The following is a 22,874-nucleotide window of genomic DNA, read 5'->3' on the forward strand; positions in this document are numbered from 1 at the left end:
TCAATTTCCGCAGTTATTGTTATAATACTCAAAAGCCTCAATTACTCCGTAATCTGACTTTCTATATTCTTTAAATGCTTCTTCTAATTTTGGGCAGCCTCTTAAAAACCCTAAATGCTCATCATTAAAACGAGCACTTACCTTTTCATATCCATCATCATCTGGCACATAAAACGCTCTAAACTCTTTCAAAGAAGAAGTTGACTGAGAGTTAATAATAACTCCATTAGAAGTTCCATAAACCCCACCTGATGCCCCTCTCAAATTATCACGAGGCACGCCATAAAGAGAAATCTTACCTTCTGAAATTCGCTCCAGCAATCTAATTTTACCTCTTCCATTCATGTCAAGAAACTCAAAAGTTTTATCTCTATCAAAATCGTTGTAATGAAAACCTTTTAAAGTTTCTTGGCCATAAACCTCAGTTTCTCCGTTTTTTTCTAACCGAAATTTAACAACATTTTTCTCTCTAAGTTTTACGTAACCATTTAAAGTATCTCCATTTTTGAGATGTATAAACCCTTTTTTAAATTGGGCAAAACCACTTACCGAAATGAGTAAAATTATAATTAATAAAAAATCTCTTGTAAATCCATTCATTTAAATTCCTGCAATTTCTTTAATCTCTTTTATAATTCCATCTGCTAAGCTATCTGCTTTTTCTTGTGATTGAGCTTCTGTATATATACGGATTATTGGTTCGGTATTTGATTTTCTCAGGTGTATCCAATATTCATCAAAATCAATTTTAACCCCATCGACTGTATTAATTTCTTCAGCAGCATAACGTTCTTCCATTCCTTTTAAAATGGCGTCGACGTCAATTTCTGGTGTTAATTGAATTTTCTTTTTACTCATAAAGTATAAAGTATATTGTTTTTTAAGACTACTCACAGAAGTTTTAATTTCGGCTAAATAGCTTAAGAAAAGAGCAACACCTACTAGGCTATCTCTTCCGTAGTGTAACTCAGGATAGATGATTCCTCCGTTACCTTCACCACCAATAACAGCTTTTGTATCTTTCATTGTTTGAACAACGTTCACTTCTCCCACAGCACTTGCTGTGTATGTCCCTCCCAATTTTTGAGTAACATCACGTAATGCCCGAGAAGAACTCATGTTTGAAACAGTATTACCTGGAGTGTTTTGAAGTACGTAATCTGCCACGGCAACTAGTGTGTATTCCTCACCAAACATCTCTCCCTTCTCATCAACAAATGCAAGTCTATCCACATCTGGATCAACTACGATTCCAAAATCTGCATTTTCATCAACAACCATTTTCATTAAATCACCTAAATGTTCTTTTAAAGGCTCTGGATTATGAGGAAACTCGCCGTTAGGCGTACAATGAAGTTTTACAGGCTCAACCCCTAAAGCGTTTAATAATAAAGGAATTGCAATCCCTCCTGTAGAGTTAACTCCATCAACAACAACTTTAAAATTTGCTTTCTCAATGGCTTCTTTATTAACCAAGTCTAATTGTAAAATTTCGTCTATATGTAAATCTATATAAGCATCGTTGCGAGATATTTCTCCTAAATCATCAACTTCTGCAAAATTGATATCTGCAGCCGCAGCGATATCTAAAATTTCTTGTCCCGCAGCTGCATTTAAAAACTCTCCTTTATTATTTAAAAGTTTAAGTGCATTCCATTGTTTAGGATTATGACTTGCTGTTAAAATTATACCTCCATCTGCATGTTCCATCATCACAGCCATTTCCACTGTGGGCGTTGTTGATAAATCTAAATCAATCACATCAATGCCCATCCCTACTAGTGTATTCATTACAAGTTGCTGTACCATAGAACCACTTATACGAGCATCACGACCTACAACAACTTTATATTCTTTTTTATCACGTTGTTGTTTTACCCATGTACCATAAGACGCTGCATACATTACCGCATCAATAGGGGTTAAGTTATCTCCTTGAGTTCCTCCAATGGTTCCTCTAATTCCTGAAATAGATTTTATTAATGTCATTTACTATTGTGTGTTTTATATTTAATTATGTAAAAATCGTATCTTTTAATTACTCAAAATAATCGCTAAAGCCTATTAAATCAATGGACTAAAGTGAATTAAGACACGCGACAAATATAGTTTTTTTGAGCAAAAATGTTGTACGTTATTTTGTAATTTTGAGAGATGAATTTTCTCGCACACATCTATCTTTCTGGTGAAGATGAAGGTATCACCATTGGTAATTTTATTGCTGACGGTATTAAAGGTAAAAAATATCTTAAATTTCCGCCACAAATCCAAAAAGGCATTCTACTACACCGTGGTATAGATAGCTATACAGATCATCATCCCACTGTACGTGAAAGCACAAAAAGGCTCCATCATAAGTATGGACATTATAGCGGTGTCATCGTTGATATTTTATATGATCATTTTTTAGCAAAAAACTGGAAAACCTATCATGACCAACCACTAGATGAATATGTACAGGATTTTTATGAAATGCTCAGTAAAAATTATGAAATATTACCCACGCGCATACAACGATTGATGCCATATATGGTATCAGACAATTGGTTGTTGAGTTACGCCACAATCCCTGGAATTTCAAAAATACTTGACGGAATGAATGTGCGCACAAAAGGAAAATCAAGAATGAATTTTGCCGTAATCGAGCTAGAAGAATTTTATACCGAGTTTGAAACAGAGTTCACATCTTTTTTTGAAGACTTAAAGGATTTTTCAAAAAATAAACTACAACAGTTATGAATACTAAACAGATAGTTTTTATAGCACTTCCATTTTTTATTTTCTTCGGAAATTGTAAACAAAAGGAAACAGCACAAATTTCCGAAGAAAATAAGCCTCAAATAGGATTAATCACTAAAAATGCAATGGTAGTTTCGGCACGAGAAGAAGCTTCAAAAATAGGTAGTGATATAATGAAAAACGGTGGAAATGCTTTTGACGCTATGGTAGCCACAGAGATGGCGCTGGCTGTTTGTTATCCTTATGCAGGAAATCTGGGAGGTGGTGGTTTTATGGTTTATCGCACACAATATGGGGAGATTGGCGCACTTGATTATCGTGAGAAAGCGCCTATTAAAGCATCTAAAGATATGTATCTTGATGATGATGGAAATTATATGGCTAGCAAAAGCAAGACAGGAAGTCTAGCCGTCGCTATTCCAGGTACAATTGCTGGTATTTTTGAAGCGCATTCAAAATTTGGGACCTTACCAATAGAAGAAATCTTAACTCCTGTAATTAAACTCGCCAAAGAAGGTTTTATTTTAACTGAGGATCAAGCAATACGCTTTAATAAATATGGTCCTATATTTAAAGAAGTAAATGGTGAGTCTTCTATTTATACCGAAACGTATAACACCGGAGATCTTTTTAAAAATGAAGCACTCGCAGCAACCTTGACAGAAATTTCAGAAAAAGGAAGAGCAGCTTTTTATCATGGTAATGTGGGTGAGAAGCTAGTAAATTTTTTAAAAAAAAGAGATGCCATTATTTATATGAAAGATCTTAATGCTTATGAAGCAGAATGGCGTGAACCTATAATTTTCAATTACAAAGATTTAAAAGTAATATCAATGTCACCACCATCAAGCGGAGGTATTTGTCTTGCTCAAATTTTAAAAGCAATAGAACCCTATCCCATCGCAGATTATGGACACAATAGTACAAAAGCGATTCAGGTTATTACTGAAGCTGAACGCCGCGCATATGCAGACCGAAGTCACTTTCTAGGTGATCCAGATTATGTTGAAATTCCAATTGATTCACTAATTAGCAAAAATTATCTTAAAGCCAGAATGGACAATTTTTCTTTTGAAAAAGCAACTCCTTCTACTACAATTTCTCATGGTTCATTGCTTGGTTATGAAAGTATGGAAACTACACATTATTCTATTGTAGACCAGTTTGGTAATGCCATTGCGGTAACAACTACTCTTAATGCAGCTTTTGGCTCAAAATTATATGTTAAAGAACTTGGCTTTTTCTTGAATAATGAAATGGATGATTTTAGCGCAAAACCAGGAGAGCCTAATATGTTTGGGTTAATTGGCGGCGAAGCAAATGCTATCGAACCTCAAAAAAGAATGCTCAGCTCAATGACACCTACACTTGTGGAACGCGATGGTAAATTTTGGATGAGTGTAGGTACACCTGGTGGCTCTACAATTATCACATCTGTACTACAAACAATTTTAAATGTTTATGAATATGATATGTCCATGCAGGACGCAGTAAATGCACCTAGATTTCATCATCAATGGCTACCAGATATTATTCAATTTGAACCTGAAAGCTTTGATAAAAAAATTCTTACCGAGTTAGAAAAATATGGCTATTTTATTGATGAAAATTCTGCTCCCATTATTGGAAAAGTTGATGCAATTCTTGCACTACCAGATGGGACTTATGAAGGTGGCGCTGATAAAAGAGGTGATGATACTGCTGTAGGCTTTTAAAAAAAGGTATAATTATTGTGTTTAATCCTAAAAAACACGCATTTTAACTAAAAGAAACTCACCACACCCTTTATGTAAGTAAAATACTACACATTTGCAGTATTCTCCACATCTTAAAATTTGGAGTACTTAAAATTACATAATTATTCAATATAGCGCTTTCCCCAAATACGCTTATGAAAAACAAAGCACTGAGTAAAAAAGTTCTATCCTTGATACCATTAGTATTATCAGGGCTATTATGCTTTGTATTGATTTATCTTTTTTATCAGAAAATTCAAAAAGAGGAGGCTTTCATTTTATTATTAAAAGACATAGCGCCTATTTTTATAGGATTAAGTATATCTGTGAGTGCTATTGTTTTTGGTTATTTGGTTTTTACTCTTTATACAAAACATATAGATAAAATTTCTTCAAGTAATGATTTTGCCAGTCTAGTTAAAAAAATGAATAAGGTTCAATCTATTATTGAAATTTTGCTTGACAGCAATATATGGCTCCCAGGAATAAAAGAGTTTATAGATAAAGAGTTCTATGGATTGACCTATTTTGAAGTAAAAGAATTTTATCGAGGTAAATCAAAACTTGCCATTGAATTCCTACAAGAAAAAAAAAGCTTTAATGATACAGAAACACTTTATTTAGAATTAAAATCTTTACTATTAGAAGATCCTAAACAAAAGAAAATCATCAAAACAAATTCTCTTCCAGAAGAATATAAAGTTGAAATTCTCAAAAAGTGGCAAGAACATAAATGCGGTAGTGGATTATGGTATTACTTTGGGTATAGATTTGGCGACTATAAAGAAGTTTTTGATATAGAAGCAGTGTTTGAACGCCATCAAGACAAAATTTTAGTTCTCGCTAATGAGATTGATAGTAATGTTTTTGAAGATTCTTCCTTTAATGAAGTCTTTTTATCTAAACTTGGCGAACATATAAACAAGCAAATCATCCCTCAATTATTACAAATACAAAACAGAAAATCTAATGGGATGCCTAACGCTATTGAAATTCTCTATATTTTATTTGCCATGATCGTTTTAATAGGAATTATTATTCCATTAATTACTATTCTATTATCACTACCTGCTATTGTATTAGGAATTTCATATGCTATTATTATAAGCCTATTATTCTATAAAAGTACTTGGGCCGTAAATTATATTTTTAATAAAAAGGTTAAATAATTTTCTCTATTTCTGAAATTTTAAAAAATTAAAGAAATTAAATTTCCATACTAAATAGTAGTAATTTCCCCTATCAAATGTTTTACTAATAGCAACTTTCTCTTCTTTGTTTAGTAATAGAAAACAATGCTTATTTTTAACATAAAACCCACTTTCTTAACACACTGTCTCATTTTTAATTCAGTCTATAAATAGTACCTTTGCACGCTATGGCAAAAAACGAAGATGTTATTGAGGTTTTAGGGGCACGTGTTCATAATTTAAAGAACATTGATGTCACTATTCCCCGTGAAAAACTTGTAGTTATTACAGGACTTTCTGGTAGTGGAAAATCATCACTTGCTTTCGATACAATTTATGCAGAAGGCCAACGCCGTTATATTGAAACTTTCTCTGCCTATGCTAGACAATTTCTAGGTAGTCTAGAGCGCCCAGATGTTGATAAAATAGAGGGGCTTTCTCCCGTAATTGCTATTGAGCAAAAAACGACGAGTAAAAGTCCGCGTTCAACAGTAGGAACAATCACAGAGATTTACGATTTCCTCCGTCTTTTATATGCACGTGCTAGTGACGCTTACAGTTACAATACGGGTAAAAAAATGGTTAGTTATAGCGATGACCAAATTAAGGAACTCATTTTAACTGAGTTTGCTGGCAAAAAAATAAGTATTCTAGCTCCTATTATTCGTTCAAGGAAAGGACATTATCGTGAGCTTTTTGAGCAAATAGCCAAACAAGGATTTGTCAAAGTACGAGTTGATGGTGAAGTGCTAGATATTGTAAAGGGGATGAAAATTGACCGTTACAAAACACATGATATTGAAACTGTAATCGACCGTCTTAAAATACCCATAACTCCATCAACAGATGGTGATGATGGTAAACGACTGTCTGAAAGTATTACAACAGCTATGTATCAAGGCGATGATGTTTTAATGGTACTTGATAACGATACAAACGAAGCACGATTTTTTAGTCGCTCTTTAATGTGTCCTGAAAGTGGCATCTCATACCCTAATCCTGAACCCAATAATTTCTCTTTTAACTCTCCAAAAGGAATGTGTCCCAATTGTAAAGGACTAGGAGAATTACACGAGGTTAATTTAAGTAAAGTTGTTCCAGATGATTCTGTTTCTATTAAAAATGGAGCTTTAGCACCCCACGGACCTCAAAAAAATAATTGGATTTTCAAACAACTTGAGTTAATTGCACAGCGCTATAAGTTTAAATTGACAGATGCTTTTTCAAAAATCCCTAAAGAAGCACAAACATTAATTTTTCATGGCGGAAATGACAAATTTGATGTTGAATCAAAAACCTTAGGCATCACTCGCAATTATAAAATAGAGTTTGAGGGTGTCGCAACTTTTTTACAAAACACTTACGACGCTGCAGAAACAACATCTTTAAAGAGATGGGCAAAAGAGTACATGGATAAAATTAAATGTCCAGAATGCGGAGGAAGCCGCTTGCGTAAAGAATCCCTTTATTTTAAAGTAAACGGAAAAAATATTGCCGAGCTTGCTCACATGGATGTTGTAGAATTAGCAGCATGGTTTGAAAATATTGAAGCAGATTTAAGCGAAACGCAACTAAAGATAGCAAGCGAAATTGTGAAAGAAGTTCGTACTCGTTTACAATTTTTAGTTGATGTAGGATTAACCTATTTGGCTCTTGACAGAAGTTCAAAATCTCTTTCAGGTGGTGAAGCACAACGCATACGACTTGCAACGCAAATAGGCTCTCAGCTCGTGGGAGTTCTTTATATTCTTGACGAGCCTAGTATAGGGCTACATCAGCGAGACAATCAAAAATTGATAAATTCGTTAATTTCATTGCGTGATATTGGAAACTCTGTAATTGTTGTGGAGCATGATAAAGATATGATTGAAAGTGCAGACCACGTCATTGACATTGGTCCTGCTGCTGGAAAACATGGTGGCGAAATTGTGAGCGAAGGAACACCTGCTGAAATTTTAAAACACAACACACTTACTGCTGCGTATTTAAATGGATCAAAACAAATTGAGATTCCAGAAAAGAGACGCGAAGGAAACGGGAAATTTTTAGAGCTCACTGGAGCGACCGGAAATAATTTAAAAAATGTTTCGATTAAAATTCCACTGGGAGTTATGGTTGGAGTCACAGGGGTTTCAGGAAGTGGAAAATCTACATTGATTAATGAAACCCTCTACCCTATTTTAAACGCCTATTACTTTAACGGTGTTAAGAAACCAATGCCTTATAAAAAAATTAAAGGGCTTGACCATATTGACAAAGTAATTGATATTAATCAATCCCCCATTGGGAGAACACCGCGCTCAAATCCAGCTACTTACACAGGTTTATTTTCTGAAATAAGAAGCCTTTTTGCAAAAGTGCCCGAGGCATTAATACGCGGCTACAAACCAGGACGTTTTAGTTTTAATGTAAAAGGTGGTCGTTGCGAAACTTGTCGAGGTGGAGGATTAAGAGTTATTGAAATGAATTTCCTTCCAGATGTGTATGTTGAATGTGAAACCTGCCAAGGAAAACGTTTTAATAGAGAAACATTAGAAATAAGATATAAAGGAAAGTCGATATCTGACGTACTCGAAATGACAATTAATGACGCATGCGACTTTTTTGAAGCTATTCCTAAAATTTTTAGGAAAGTAAAAACAATTAGAGACGTAGGTTTAGGTTATATTACACTCGGACAACAAAGCACAACTTTATCTGGTGGTGAAGCACAACGTATAAAACTTGCAACTGAACTTTCTAAAAGAGATACTGGTAATACATTTTATATTCTTGATGAGCCCACCACAGGACTTCATTTTGAAGATATTAGAGTATTAATGATTGTACTTCAAAAACTTGTTAAAAAAGGAAATACAGTTTTAATCATTGAACATAATCTAGATGTTGTAAAAACTGTCGATTATATTATCGATATTGGGCCTGAGGGTGGAAAAAATGGAGGAACTGTAATGGCAAAAGGAACTCCTGAACAAGTAATCAAAAATAAAAAAAGTTACACTGCTAAGTTCTTAGCTAAGGAAATGCATGTTGCTGTTAACTAAAAAATAAAGTTTAATTCTGATATATTTCAGAAGAAAAAAGAAATAAGAAGTTAGTATGAGAAACGAACAAACTCCAAAAAACTGGAATCAAGTAAAAACAAATGACTCGTGGGCGATTTTTAAAATCATGGGAGAATTTGTAAATGGCTATGAAAAAATGAGCCGTATAGGACCTTGTGTTTCAATTTTTGGTTCTGCGCGTACAAAGCCAGATCATAAATATTATAAACTAGCTGAGAGTATTGCAAAACGTATTACCGAAAGCGGTTATGGAGTTATTACTGGTGGTGGTCCTGGGATTATGGAAGCGGGAAACAAAGGTGCACACCTTGCAGGTGGAACTTCTGTAGGATTAAATATTACATTACCTTTTGAGCAACACGACAATCCATATATTGACAGCGATAAAAGTATTGATTTTGATTACTTTTTTGTTCGTAAAGTAATGTTTGTAAAATACTCTCAAGGATTTGTAGTAATGCCTGGCGGTATGGGAACACTAGACGAGTTTTTTGAAGCTTTTACTTTGATACAAACACATAAAATTGATAAATTTCCTATTATACTTGTAGGAACTTCTTTTTGGACTGGGTTAATGGACTGGATTAAAAATACCGTGCTTGAACAAAATAACAATATAAGCCCTGGCGATTTAGATTTGATACACATTGTAGATACTGAAGATGAAGTTTTAGAAATTTTAAATAGTTTCTATGATGAATATAATTTAAGCCCTAATTTTTAATAGTACAACTCCCCTATTCAATGTTAAAATTTATTTTTACAACAGCATTAGTTTTTTCATCATTGTTAAGTTTTGGGCAAACCGAAATCAAAACAATGTTTTACAACCTGCTAGAGTTTCCTGAAGCACTACCCCAAAATAGAGAAGCTATTTTAAAGGATATTCTTAATGAATACAACCCAGATGTTTTTATGATTTGCGAGTTGCAGAGCCAAGAAGGAGCAGATTTAATTTTAAATAGCTCACTTAATGATGAAGATAGTGATTTTGCAGCAGCCCCTTATTTTGAAAATCAATCTAGCGGTGCAGATTTACAGCAATTATTATTCTATCGTAAAAATATGTTCACATTAGAGAATACAGCAATTATAACAACTCCAGTGCGTGATATTAACAGATATGATCTAAAATTGAGCACTCTAGATGGAGATACAGACCCAGTAATTATTAATACATATGTTACACATTTAAAATCAAGTCAAGGTAGTGCAAATCAAACACTACGACTTGAAATGGTGCAAGAATTTACAGAAGATATTGAGTCACTCGACCCCAATGCTTTTGTGTTATTTGCGGGAGATTTTAACCTTTACACGTCAACTGAACCTGCCTATGGTGCATTATTAAACCCTACTAACAATGTGGTAATGGTTGACCCAATTGACACACCAGGCTCTTGGAATAATAACGAAGATTTTGCGGGTATTCACACCCAAAGTACACGAATAAGCTCAAGTGGTTTTGGTGCTGGTGCTGGAGGTGGCCTTGATGACAGGTTTGATTTTATCTTAATGTCTCAATCTATGCAAACAAACCCTACCTTGCGCTATGTTGAAGGCACTTACAAATCCTTTGGGAATAATGCAAATTGCTATAACAATCGTATTGATGCCTTTGAGTGCGATGGCGAATTTAGTTTACAATTGCGCAGTAGTTTATACAATATGAGTGACCATTTACCTGTAGTAATGAGCCTAGAAACAAATAAAGAAATTGTTATTTTAAATACGCCTGTTAATGAAGTTGCAACAAATTTTATTTTAAAAAGCACAATAGTTTCTGAAATTTTAGAAATTGAAACCTTGGGTGATACAGATATTACATTTAGTATTTATAATACTTTAGGGCAGAAAATTACCGAAACATCAAATAAAAATCAAACAACCACCGTTATTAACATAGCGCATCTTCCGCAAGGAGTTTATTACCTAACAAACAACCAGTCTTCCACCCAAACTATTAAATTCTTGAAGACTTTTTGAAGCACATCTATCACATTCTTAGCATTATTCTTGTCGCTACCACTTCTTCTTTGTGGTCGCAGCATACTATTATTATAGACGCAACCCTTGACCATACAAACCATACAATTTCAATAATACAAGAAATTGAATTTGTAAATACATCAACAAAAGCGTTAGATACTATTTATTTCAATGATTGGGCAAATAGCTTTAGCCACAAAAAAACACCATTGGGAATAAGATTTGCTGAAAATTATGATGCCCCATTTCATTTTGAAAGAGATGAGGATCGTGGTCGAACAACAATTAACACTGTAACTAATTCTGGAAACACAAGCTTAGTGTGGCAACGGGGCGAAGCCGTTGATATTTTAAAAGTAATCCCATTAAAACCAATTGCTCCTGGGGCCTCTTCAGTTTTTAAATTTGAATATAGTGTAAAAGCACCAGATGACAAGTTTACACGTTTTGGGGTTGATAATAACGGAGATTACAAACTACGTTATTGGTATATTTCGCCAGCAGTTTTTGATGGAACTTGGAAAGCTTTTAGTAATAAAAACACACAGGATCTTTTTACACAACCTTCAAACTTTGATGTAAAATTTAGAATTCCGTCAGGGCTACAGTTAACTTCAAATTTAGATGTGGTTAATCAAACAACGGTGCGTGGCGTTACCACATTTTCGCTGAAAAGCAACCAAAGAATAAAAGCCGAAATTTTCATTAACAAAGAACCATTATTTGAATCAATAGTTACAGATAAAGTTGAAGTTGTTACAAATATTTACCAACGCAAAGTTACACCACCGGTGCGCGCTATAATGGTAGATCGTGTGGTCCATTTTCTTGAAGAAAAGCTGGGTGAATATCCTTTTAAAAAAATTGTAGTAAGTGATGAAGACAATCGTAACAATCCTGTATATGGACTCAATCAATTGCCTAGTTTTTTAAGCCCGTTTCCTAATGGGATTGAATACGACCTTGCGCAATTTAAAACAATGAGCCGTGAGTATATTGAAAATACATTATTGCTTAACCAACGAGAAGAATCTTGGTTAATTGGCGCTATTCAAATTCATCTAATGATGGAATACGTGGATACGTATTATCCTAATATGAAAATTTTAGGCGCATTAAGTGATTTTTGGATTATTAAATGGTCACACGTTTCTGACCTAGAATTTAATGACCAGTACCCATTGTTGTATATGAATATGGCACGCAACAATATTCATCAACCTTTAACAACACCTAGGGATTCTTTAGTAAAATTTAATATGAATATTGCGAATGATTATTATGGTGGAAAAGGATTAGAATATTTAAAAGACTTTTTAAGGGATAACACGCTAGGTAAAAGCATAAAGTCTTATTTTGATACGTACAAATTAAAGCCTACAAACGTTTCAAATTTTAGAGATATAATCTCTCAACAAACAGATAAAGATGTTTCGTGGTTTTTTAATGATTATGTAAATGAACGCTCCACGATAGATTTTAAGATTAAAAAAATTAAAAAAAGGGGCGACTCGCTAGATGTTACCATTTTAAATAAGCGAAATACAGTGATGCCTGTTTCTATATATGGTGTAAACAAAGATACCGTTTTGTTCAAAAAATGGACTTCTCCTATTGATAGTATCGCAACAATTACAGTACCTAGCCAAGGAATAAGAAGTTTAGAACTAAACCGCGACGGTGAAATAGCCGAATTTAATAGACGTAACAATACAAAAAAAGTATCAGGATTATTTAATAGACCTTTTCAGTTTAGACTTTTTCAAGATGCTGAAGATCACCGGTACAATCAATTGTTTTTTATGCCCATTTTTGAATTCAACTTATACGATGGATTCACTACCGGAATGAAATTATACAACAAAACCTTGTTGCCTAAAAATATTCATTACAAACTAGAACCACAATATGGGTATCGCTCAAAAAAATTAATAGGAAACGGAAATATTCAATACACAAATCAATTTGACAGTGGTCCTCTAAATGCGATGCGCTACGGCCTAAGCGGAAGTTACTACTCCTATGATGATGACCTATTTTACCGCAGGTATACACCTTACATGACGTTTGCTTTCAGAAATGAGGATTTAAGAAATAATGAAAAGCAATATATAAATTTAAGAGCCGTAAATGTTTATAGAGATGAGAATGAAAACGACCCAAATCAAGAACCTAATTACAGTGTTTTTAATGCACAATATGTATATAGCAACCCTAACCTAATTAATTATTTTAGAGGAGTTGTTGATTATCAAATTTCATCAAAATTCTCAAAAGCATCTGTCACTTTTGACTACAGAAAGTTATTTGTAAACAACCGTCAATTAAACGTTCGCCTATTTGCAGGAGCCTTTTTATTCAATGATACAAGAGAGCGCGAGGACTTTTTTAGTTTCTCTTTAGACCGCCCAACAGATTATCTTTTTGAGTACAATTATTACGGAAGAAGTGAAGACACTGGTATTTTTAGCCAGCAATTAATAGTTGCTGAAGGTGGTTTTAAATCACAACTACAGCCTGCATTTGCAAATAACTGGATTACAACTATCAATGCAAGTACAAATATCTGGAGATGGATATTAGTCTATGGAGATGCCGGGTTAGTAAACAACACACAGAGCGGCACAAAAGCTGTTTTTGATTCTGGGATTCGTATCAACTTAGTACAAGATTATTTTGAACTCTACTTCCCACTATATTCAAACTTAGGTTGGGAACCTGGCATGCCTAATTACGACCAGAAAATACGTTTTACCGTTACGCTGAGTCCTAAAACTTTATTAGGATTGTTTACTCGTGAGTGGTATTAGTCTGTTTTAGTTATTCTCTTCGGAAATATTAATTATTTACAACCTTTCTTGCTAGATTAGAGTATTTATAATCAAAAAAAATAAAGGAGGTTATATTGAAATTACTTTATATCCAGATTATTTATTTCGATGTTAAAAAAATATGTTGAAGCTAAATTTAAAAGTAGTTTTTAAAAAATAAAGTTGAGTGAAGCAATTCAAAACAATTAAAAAGTTATAAGGTATAAAGAAGTGAATAATAAGAAACCTATAATTATATGCTTAGAACTTGAAGCAACACTAAAGTACCCTGATTATGTTTTTATCATGCCCGTTTCAAAATTAAAATAGCTTCAAAATATAAGCGCAAAATATATAATTCATTAAATATTTAAAGATAAATGTACTTTTACAAAAAAAAAATTAAGACTTGACGAAATTTAAAATAAATGCAAAATTTCGATCAACCATTTAACCTCCCCAAAAATGCTCAACAACCCAAAACTTATCTTATTACTTTGTCTCACATTAGGACTAGCGCCATTTTTTCCAGAGCCACATATTTGGGGAAAGCTCAAATGGATTGCTGGCGGTGCAGAAGGTATGGTTCTCAAAGACTGGTTTGATGTTTTATTACACGGAGCGCCATTTATTTTATTAATCCGTATCGTTTTGCTGAAATTAGGGGCTTTTAATAAAAAATAATAAATTTAACGCTATAATTTTAAGAATACTGCAACATTTTAACGTTGTTTTTTGTGTGGTTTTTAGCTACTTTTGTGAGTAATCAAATGACATAAATTTAAACTATGCAAACAAACCCTCAGACCAACAGCGACTTATCTTTTGAAGACTTCAAAACCGAGGTTTTAAACGACTATAAAATAGCCGTAACAAGTAGGGAATGTAGTTTGTTGGGACGCCGTGAGGTACTTACGGGTAAGGCAAAGTTTGGAATTTTTGGGGATGGTAAAGAAGTGCCACAGCTCGCTTGGGCTAAATCATTTAAAAATGGAGATTGGCGTAGTGGATATTACCGCGATCAAACCTTTATGATGGCTATTGGTCAATTAACAATACAACAGTTTTTCGCTGGACTCTACGGGCATACTGATATTAATGCAGATCCTATGAGTGGAGGCCGCCAAATGGGAGGTCATTTTGCAACACATTCTTTAAATGAAGATGGTAGCTGGAAAAATCTTGCCGCTCAAAAAAATAGTAGCGCAGATATCTCTCCTACTGCTGGGCAAATGCCTAGACTTCTAGGATTAGCACAAGCATCTAAAATTTTTAGAAACGTAGACGGACTGGATAATTTAAGTCACTTTTCAGAAAAAGGAAATGAAGTAGCTTGGGGAACCATTGGAAATGCTAGTACAAGTGAAGGTCTTTTTTGGGAAACCATAAATGCTGCCGGAGTTTTACAAGTACCTATGGTAATCAATGTTTGGGATGATGAATACGGAATTTCAGTACATGCAAAACACCAAACGACAAAAGAAAATATTTCTGAAATTTTAAAAGGGTTTCAGCGTGATGAAGTTGGAAAAGGATATGAGATTATTCGTGTAAATGGATGGAATTACCCAGCGCTTATTGAAGCGTATCAAAAAGCTTCAAAAATTGCACGAGAAGAACATGTACCTGTTTTAATTCATGTGCGCGAATTAACGCAGCCACAAGGACATTCTACTAGTGGTTCGCACGAAAGATATAAAAGTAAAGACCGTCTTGCTTGGGAAACAGAATACGACTGTAACAACCAGATGCGAATATGGATGTTGGAAAATAACATGGCAACTGAGGATGAATTGACTGCCATTGAAAAAGATATTAAAAAACAAGTTCGCGATGGTAAAAAAGCTGCTTGGGAAGCATTTTTATCTCCTCAAAAACAAGAACAAAACGAGGCGGTAACCTTATTAACTAATCTTGCAGAATCTTCAACAAATAAAAATTTTATTGAGAAGATTAAAAATGAATTAGTTAATGAAAAAGAGCCTCTTCGTCGTAACATTGCATCTTCAGCTAGAAAAGCATTGAGATATGTAACTAATGAGGATTCAGCCGAAAAGAGACAACTTCAAGATTGGATTAATAATTATATTGAAACAATACAACCTAAATTTTCTTCAGATTTATATTCGGAGCAAAATGATAATGCAAAAACAATTCAAGAAGTAAAACCAACCTACGACACAAATGTCGAAGAGGTTGATGCGCGTTTGGTTTTACGTGACAATTTTGATGCTATTTTTAATAAGCATCCTGAGGCACTCATTTTTGGAGAAGATGCTGGGAAGATTGGTGATGTAAATCAAGGGCTCGAAGGAATGCAAGAAAAGTATGGCGAGCTTCGTGTGAGCGACGCTGGTATTAGGGAAGCAACCATTCTTGGTCAAGGAATAGGGATGGCAATGAGAGGCCTCCGCCCTATTGCCGAAATTCAATATCTTGATTACATATTATACGCGTTACAGATTATGAGCGATGATCTAGTAACATTACGTTATAGAACAAAAGGAAAACAAAAAGCGCCGTTAATTGTGCGTACAAGAGGACACAGATTAGAAGGTGTTTGGCATAGTGGTTCTCAAATGGGAGGACTGGTTCACTTACTCCGCGGAATGTATATTCTAGTGCCTAGAAACATGACTAAAGCTGCTGGATTTTACAATACGTTATTAGCCAGCGATGAGCCTGCGTTAATTGTTGAATGTTTAAATGGTTACCGCTTAAAGGAAAAGATGCCAACAAACTTAGGGGAGTTTAAAACTCCAATAGGTGTTGTTGAGACTATCAAAGAAGGAAATGACATTACTCTAGTTTCTTACGGAAGCACACTTCGTATCGTTGAAGAGGCTGCCAAGGAATTACAACAAGTAGGTATTGATGCTGAGGTAATTGACGTTCAATCATTATTACCGTTAGATTTAAATAAAGATATGGTAAAGAGTGTTGCAAAAACCAACCGCCTCTTAGTAATTGATGAAGATGTTCCAGGAGGGGCAAGCTCTTATATATTATCAGAAATTTTAGACAATCAAAACGGCTACAAATATTTAGACAGTAAACCACAAACACTTGCAGCTAAGGCTCACAGACCAGCATATGGAACTGACGGAGATTATTTTAGTAAACCAAGTGCAGAAGATATTTTTGAAAAAGTTTACGACATGATGCATGAAGCAAATCCTAGTGATTTCCCTAAGTTAAGATAGTACTAAACATAATTTTTATTACTACAATTTGATTATATTTATTCCGAAATTTAAAAATTCATAAAAATGAAACATCTAATTATCACTTGTTTAACGTTACTCATTTTTGTAACAACTGCTATATCGCAAGAAGTAATGACTTCAACAGACATTGAAGTTCCAGAGTCTATTACAGATAATCATAATTTCTATTTTCCCGCTTCCTCAAATACTGAGTGGAGAGCATTAAGTAATGAAATTTTTATGGCTAAGTTTGATTTTGAAGGTCAAGCTAATCGTTTTGCATATTATAACATTAATGGATTAAGAGTTATGTATGCACAACTAACTCCAATAGCTTCATTACCTTCCTCTATTAAATCAAAAGTTAATAATGGTGAAGATAAAGTAAATGTAATCACATTATTTAATCCAGATAAAACAGTATATAAAGTTTATAACGCTAATGATGCAAACAAATCTAGTTACCTTGATGCAAATGGAAAAATGGTAAGTGCATCTGCTTTGCCTGCGTTTATGAATGCGAATAAATAAAAAAGCGTTTTTCAAACACTAATGTGTTTTTGAAAATTAATAATATCTTTAACTAAGAGCCTTTCGAAATAAAACGAAAGGCTTTTTAATATCCTTATATTTTGAGTAAAATAACATTCATTTTCATAACATTAATGCTCCTTAACTGTGGTGAAGCTAAAGACAAAATAAGTATTACAACTAACAATACAATTATATCAAATAAAGATGTAAAGCCTAAAAAATATTTTGGAAAAACAAAATTTGTAAAAGATTACGGAGCAATTGGAGACGGTATTAAAGATGATACAAAAGCGATACAAAGCGCGTTAGATGATGGTAATGGTACTGTTATATTACAAAAAACGCATAAAATTTCAGCATCATTAATTAATAGAAATAAAAATGTAATCACATTTCAAGGTCAAGGCAAAGCCGAAATTTTAGCTACTGAAAATTCATTTTTTAAGTTTGAAAATTTCAATGACATTACAATTTCCGAAGTAAAAGCAAACCCTCCTTTTCTTAATTTAATTGGAGAAGATAATTATGATACAGTAAAAATATTGAATTGTGATATTCATGCTGATATTTCAAAAACCCCAGTCGCTAAAAATTATGCAATACTTGCTACGGGTTCTCAACACATAGCAGGAATAGATATGAATTATAATTCATTTACTAATACCACAGTATTTTATGCTGCAAAAGAGTTAAGCACTAGTAAACTAGAAATGAAAGATAATGTGATTAAAAATTTTAAATCTTTTGTGATTGCAATCAAAAATAGTGACTACACCTATTTTGAAAATAACAAAATTGATGGTTGCATGAGCGGCACAAAATCTGTAAGAGTATTGTTGCGCACCGGTTTAAAGGAAACACATTTTAAAAATAACCTAATAGAAAATATTAATTCTAACGTGATGACCTCGGTAATTTATAGTAGTTCAGGCACCTTATTTTGTGATAAGAATACATTTAATAATATAAAAGGTGATGGAAATTCTTATATAATTGCTGACAAATCTTCATCTAAACAAAAGTGGTTTATTACAAATAATACATATGACCAACAAAAAGTGGTTGATCAAAAATTAAATGGATTTATATCTGGCGGAAATAATGAAGTTATAATTGAAAATAACAATTTTAAAAATGCTGGTCAAAAGCTTATTCAATTAGGAACTACAAGTAAAGATTCTATTTCTACTAAAATTTCGATTATTAAAAATAATAAATTTCAAGGTATTCGATACCCTGGATGTATTAATCTAACATTTAATACTGGCCCTGTTTTAATTGAAGGAAATGAAGTGAATGATTTTAAAAATCCAAAGAAAATAAGATCACTACATGACGCTATGTGCAGGTTTGTCAACTTTACTAACACATCAGCAAAATATACTTTAGGTGAAGTTACTATTCAAAACAATGAATTAAAAAATGTAGATGAAAACTCTAGTTTAGTCTGGTTTAATTCAAAAAATGGAGGTGGTATTTCAAAAATAATAATTAAGAATAATAATATGGACTCTGGAAAGTACCTTATTAATTATAGAAATAATGAAACAAAACCAAACATACAACTCATTGGAAACTCTATAAACAGTACTATTCGTATAGAAAACAAGGTGAATGAAAATCTCTTAAAAAATTAATTCTTACTTAAAGTCGCTTGTAATTAATAATAATTATTTACATTTAAACTATAATTAGAATATAAAAAGTAGATGTTACAGTTTATTATAAATAATAATTTTAATAATAACAACGCAAAGACGTAACAGAAACTTGTACTCTAAAATGAACCGCCAAGTTTTTGTAAACTTGGCGGTTTTTTTATTGCTGTATTTTAAACAAAAACTAATTAACCTAAATAAAAATATTATGTGTGGAATTGTATGCGCTTTTGAATTAAAAAAATCTTCAGAGGAGTTGCGCCCTCAATTATTAGAAATGTCAAAATGTCTTAGACATCGTGGACCAGATTGGAGTGGAATTTTTAATAATGACAAGGCAATTCTAGCTCATGAAAGATTAGCTATTGTTGATCCTACTTCTGGAAAACAACCTTTGTTCTCGGCAGATGGTAATTTAGTTTTAGCTGCTAATGGTGAAATTTACAACCATATAGATTTAAGAGAACAGTTTAAAGGAACGTATAAGTTTCAAACAAAAAGTGATTGTGAAGTAATTTTAGCCTTATACAAAGAAAAAGGAACAGCTTTTCTTGATGAGCTCAATGGTATTTTTGGTTTTGCTTTGTATGATGTTGAAAATGATTCGTATCTAATTGCTCGTGACCACATGGGAATTATACCATTATATATGGGATGGGACAAAGATGGCACATTCTACGTTGCTAGTGAATTAAAAGCACTCGAGGGAGTTTGTACTAAAATTGAATTATTCCCTCCAGGACATTTTATGGATAGCCGTGATGGCGAGTTAAAAAGATGGTGGACTCGTGACTGGATGGAATTTGACAATGTAAAGGATAATGAGACTAATATTTCAGAATTAAGAGATGCGCTTGATGCTGCCGTACATAGACAATTAATGAGTGATGTACCTTATGGAGTACTACTTTCGGGAGGTTTAGACTCTTCAATCACATCAGCATTAGCTAAAAAATATGCAGATAAACGTATTGAAAGCGGTGATACTGAAGGTGCGTGGTATCCCCGCTTACACTCTTTTGCCATAGGGCTGGAAGGTTCGCCAGATCTTATTGCAGCAAAAAAAGTTGCTGATTATTTAGACACGGTACACCACGAAATCCATTTTACCATTCAAGAAGGAATTGATGCATTACGAGACGTAATTTATCATGTAGAAACGTATGATATTACTACAATTAGAGCCTCAACTCCTATGTTTTTATTAGCTCGTGCAATTAAGGCAATGGGAATTAAAATGGTATTAAGCGGTGAAGGTGCTGATGAAATTTTTGGTGGATACCTCTACTTTCATAAAGCTCCAAATGCTAAAGAGTTCCATGAAGAGAATGTAAGAAAATTAGATAAGCTGCATATGTATGACTGTTTGCGTGCTAATAAGTCTCTAGCTTCATGGGGTATTGAAGGTCGAGTTCCATTTTTAGACAAAGATTTTATGGATGTTGCAATGCGTTTAAATCCGGCTGACAAAATGATAATTGCAGGACAGTCTAGTCCAACAGATAGACAAGCAATGGAAAAATGGGTGTTACGTGAGGCATTTGGTGATATGCTGCCGGCTGAAGTTGCGTGGAGACAAAAAGAGCAATTTAGTGATGGCGTGGGTTATAGTTGGATTGATACTTTAAAAGAAATGGTAAATAGCAACGTAACGGATGAACAATTAGCAAACGCGGCATACCGCTACCCTATTCAAACGCCAAAGAGTAAAGAAGAGTTTTATTATCGTACTATTTTTGAGGAACATTTTCCAAGTGATGCAGCCGCGTTAACGGTACCATCTGTACCAAGTGTTGCATGTAGCAGTCAAGTTGCATTAGACTGGGATGAAAGTTTTAAAAATATGAATGACCCTAGCGGAAGAGCTGTAGCGAATGTGCACGATGAGGCTTATAAATAATAGCGGAAAGATTATATTACAATTAAATAGTAATAAAATTATAAAGTCTTAAATTTTTAAAAAAATATGAATACTATTTAAATACCGCTAAACAAATCACAAACTATAATACTCTATTGTTAAACATACCTAAAAAACAGTCTGGAAACAGGCTGTTTTTTTTATCTTAAAATTTCATTTCAAAAAGCATTCATTTATGAGCACATCTATTGAGCATGTTGATACAGCTCCAGATATTGCCACATTAATTCCACAACTTCAAGATGGAAAAAGAACAAATGTTTCTTTACCATTTGGAGGACACCTTTTTTTAGAACACGATGTCCCTTCGCTATTAATTTACAGAGATATCTCAGATGACACAGCCACAAGAAGACTTGTCAAGAGTGGAGCGTCGTATTTGATAGTAGGCCGTGAAGATTTTGAATATTATAAAAAATTTGTACTCGATCTTACAAGAAAAATGTCTGAAAAATTTGGAGCATTCATTGTATTAGAAATATATAGTTCTGAGCATAAAAATAATTCCTTTATAATTAGAGGTCCCTCCCATAAATTACCTGTATCCCTCGATGTGCTAAAAGAACGACTAGAAAACATTAAGAGTAGAAAATATAACGTAACTCTAAATGCTCATATAAAGCAAACTAAAAAAAGAACACCTAAAGAAGAATATTCATTTTTTGATATTGAAGAAATGAAAAATTGTGGAGCTACTTTTATTGGGTTAGAAGTTCCAACAGTATATAAAGATGATGAAGGTGCTGTATATCCCGTTTATTTTAGAAAGTTTAGAGACCAATTTACAATCGCTATTCAACAAGCCGTATTCGAATTTATTAGGGTTCAAACCACATCAAATTTAAATAATTATAAAGCACTAGGAAAACGTGAAATTCATAAAGAAGTATTTAAAATTGACAAACAATTAACTCAAATAGAAAATAGCTACCAATTTTTATTGTTAGTTGCTCCAGTCAATATTCAATCTTTAAAAAATCAATTTTTTGAATCTCATTTTAAAAAATTAGATAAATATCATTATCGATTATTACCTGTCGATCCTGATATACTTAAGAGAAAACTTTATAATTTACGTATTGACGAAATAGATGATCCAGCACTCTCATATCTTTTCGATGAAAAAAGAGAAGAAATTGATCATGAGTTAACAATGCTTAAAGAGCGTGGTTCTAAAAATTTTTTTTATAGTAGCGTAAGGCTATATAACGGCTTAGATAAAAAAGTTTTAGCAGAAGCCGAGTTGATTTTACAGAATATTTCTGAAGATCATGAAGAAGAAAAAAAAGAACATATTACAAGTAAAGAATTTGGGCAACTAGCTCAAGATGAATTTGAGTATTTTAAATCTCAAGATGTAAATTTTGGCTGTAGCGTACATATTCGTGATGATGTTAATATAATGATGGTAAGTAAAGGTGAGTTATATTTACCATCAGATTATACAATGACAAGAAAAGGGGCAAGAGCCCTCATACAGCATGAAATAGGCACTCATGCCCTCACATATTATAATGGTGCACAACAACCATTAAGTCAACTATCATCAGGTTTAGCAAACTATGATGCGTTACAAGAAGGGATTGCAGTTCTAAGTGAATACCTTTGTGGTGGTCTTTCTGCAAATCGATTACGCATATTAGCTGGACGGGTAATTGCGGGTGCAGCCTTACTGGACGGTGCAGATTTTCATCAAGTATTCTTCAAATTATATTCTAAACATGATTTTACTAAAGAACGTGCGTTTAATATAACTTCAAGGATGTTTCAAGGCGGGGGTTTTTTAAAAGATATTATTTATTTAAAAGGACTTGTAAAGTTGAGGGATTATTTAGCAGAAGGAGGTGAATTAAAACCTCTGCTAGGAGGTAAATTTGCTCTAAAGCATGTACCATTAATTCAAGACTTAACTACGAGAGGATTAATTCATCCTCCTAAGTTAATACCTCGGTACTTCGAGCATAAGAATTTCTCAAAAAAAATTAATAAATTAAAAAAAGGGCTCTCCCTTTCTAAAATGACATAA

General features: G+C 33.4%; 15 protein-coding genes. 13 read left to right on the forward strand and 2 right to left on the reverse strand.

All coding sequences use genetic code 11. The features are described from left to right. Positions 1 to 600, reverse strand: coding sequence for a hypothetical protein (locus GB234_RS13675; protein WP_151895146.1), 600 nt, complete (start codon positions 598 to 600; stop codon positions 1 to 3). After that, positions 601 to 1,989, reverse strand: coding sequence for a phosphoglucosamine mutase (glmM, locus tag GB234_RS13680; protein ID WP_151895147.1), 1,389 nt, complete (start codon positions 1,987 to 1,989; stop codon positions 601 to 603). 165 nt (positions 1,990 to 2,154) lie between these two features. Between glmM and GB234_RS13685 the strand changes: the two genes are divergently transcribed. The 13 genes from GB234_RS13685 (at position 2,155) to GB234_RS13745 (ending at position 22,874) form a co-directional block, all read left to right on the forward strand. Beyond that, the gene (locus GB234_RS13685; protein ID WP_151895148.1) at positions 2,155 to 2,739 is read left to right on the forward strand and encodes an acyl carrier protein phosphodiesterase; all 585 of its coding nucleotides are present in this window, start codon (positions 2,155 to 2,157) and stop codon (positions 2,737 to 2,739) included. Continuing rightward, entirely contained in the window at positions 2,736 to 4,454 is a 1,719-nt protein-coding gene (ggt, locus tag GB234_RS13690; protein WP_151895149.1) for a gamma-glutamyltransferase, read from the forward strand. The genes GB234_RS13685 and ggt overlap by 4 nt, the downstream gene beginning before the upstream one ends. 176 nt (positions 4,455 to 4,630) lie before the next feature. After that, the gene (locus GB234_RS13695) at positions 4,631 to 5,644 is read left to right on the forward strand and encodes a hypothetical protein (protein ID WP_151895150.1); all 1,014 of its coding nucleotides are present in this window, start codon (positions 4,631 to 4,633) and stop codon (positions 5,642 to 5,644) included. Positions 5,645 to 5,853: 209 nt separating this feature from the next. Beyond that, positions 5,854 to 8,709: an excinuclease ABC subunit UvrA gene (gene uvrA, locus GB234_RS13700; protein WP_151895151.1), complete on the forward strand. Its 2,856-nt coding sequence runs from the start codon at positions 5,854 to 5,856 to the stop codon at positions 8,707 to 8,709. A gap of 55 nt (positions 8,710 to 8,764) precedes the next feature. Next, on the forward strand, positions 8,765 to 9,454 hold the full coding sequence (locus GB234_RS13705) for an LOG family protein (protein WP_151895152.1): 690 nt from the start codon (positions 8,765 to 8,767) through the stop codon (positions 9,452 to 9,454). A 20-nt stretch (positions 9,455 to 9,474) separates the two neighbouring features. Then, complete coding sequence (locus GB234_RS13710; protein WP_151895153.1) at positions 9,475 to 10,716, forward strand: T9SS type A sorting domain-containing protein; 1,242 nt, start codon at positions 9,475 to 9,477, stop codon at positions 10,714 to 10,716. After that, positions 10,713 to 13,529, forward strand: a complete 2,817-nt coding sequence (locus GB234_RS13715) for a gluzincin family metallopeptidase (RefSeq protein WP_235906144.1) — start codon at positions 10,713 to 10,715, stop codon at positions 13,527 to 13,529. Before GB234_RS13710 ends, GB234_RS13715 begins: the two co-directional genes overlap by 4 nt. A gap of 465 nt (positions 13,530 to 13,994) precedes the next feature. Then, positions 13,995 to 14,213, forward strand: a complete 219-nt coding sequence (locus tag GB234_RS13720) for a hypothetical protein (protein ID WP_151895154.1) — start codon at positions 13,995 to 13,997, stop codon at positions 14,211 to 14,213. A 104-nt stretch (positions 14,214 to 14,317) separates the two neighbouring features. Beyond that, positions 14,318 to 16,732, forward strand: coding sequence for an alpha-ketoacid dehydrogenase subunit alpha/beta (locus GB234_RS13725; protein WP_151895155.1), 2,415 nt, complete (start codon positions 14,318 to 14,320; stop codon positions 16,730 to 16,732). Between the two features lie 66 nt (positions 16,733 to 16,798). After that, complete coding sequence (locus tag GB234_RS13730; protein ID WP_151895156.1) at positions 16,799 to 17,266, forward strand: hypothetical protein; 468 nt, start codon at positions 16,799 to 16,801, stop codon at positions 17,264 to 17,266. A gap of 134 nt (positions 17,267 to 17,400) precedes the next feature. Further along, positions 17,401 to 18,906, forward strand: coding sequence for a pectate lyase family protein (locus tag GB234_RS13735; protein WP_208997331.1), 1,506 nt, complete (start codon positions 17,401 to 17,403; stop codon positions 18,904 to 18,906). A gap of 229 nt (positions 18,907 to 19,135) precedes the next feature. After that, positions 19,136 to 20,827: an asparagine synthase B gene (gene asnB, locus GB234_RS13740; RefSeq protein ID WP_151895158.1), complete on the forward strand. Its 1,692-nt coding sequence runs from the start codon at positions 19,136 to 19,138 to the stop codon at positions 20,825 to 20,827. 196 nt (positions 20,828 to 21,023) lie between these two features. Further along, a complete protein-coding gene (locus tag GB234_RS13745) occupies positions 21,024 to 22,874 on the forward strand; it encodes a peptidase MATCAP family protein (RefSeq protein ID WP_151895159.1) in 1,851 nt (616 codons plus the stop codon).

Source organism: Patiriisocius marinistellae (genome assembly GCF_009014635.1).
Classification (GTDB): domain Bacteria; phylum Bacteroidota; class Bacteroidia; order Flavobacteriales; family Flavobacteriaceae; genus Patiriisocius; species Patiriisocius marinistellae.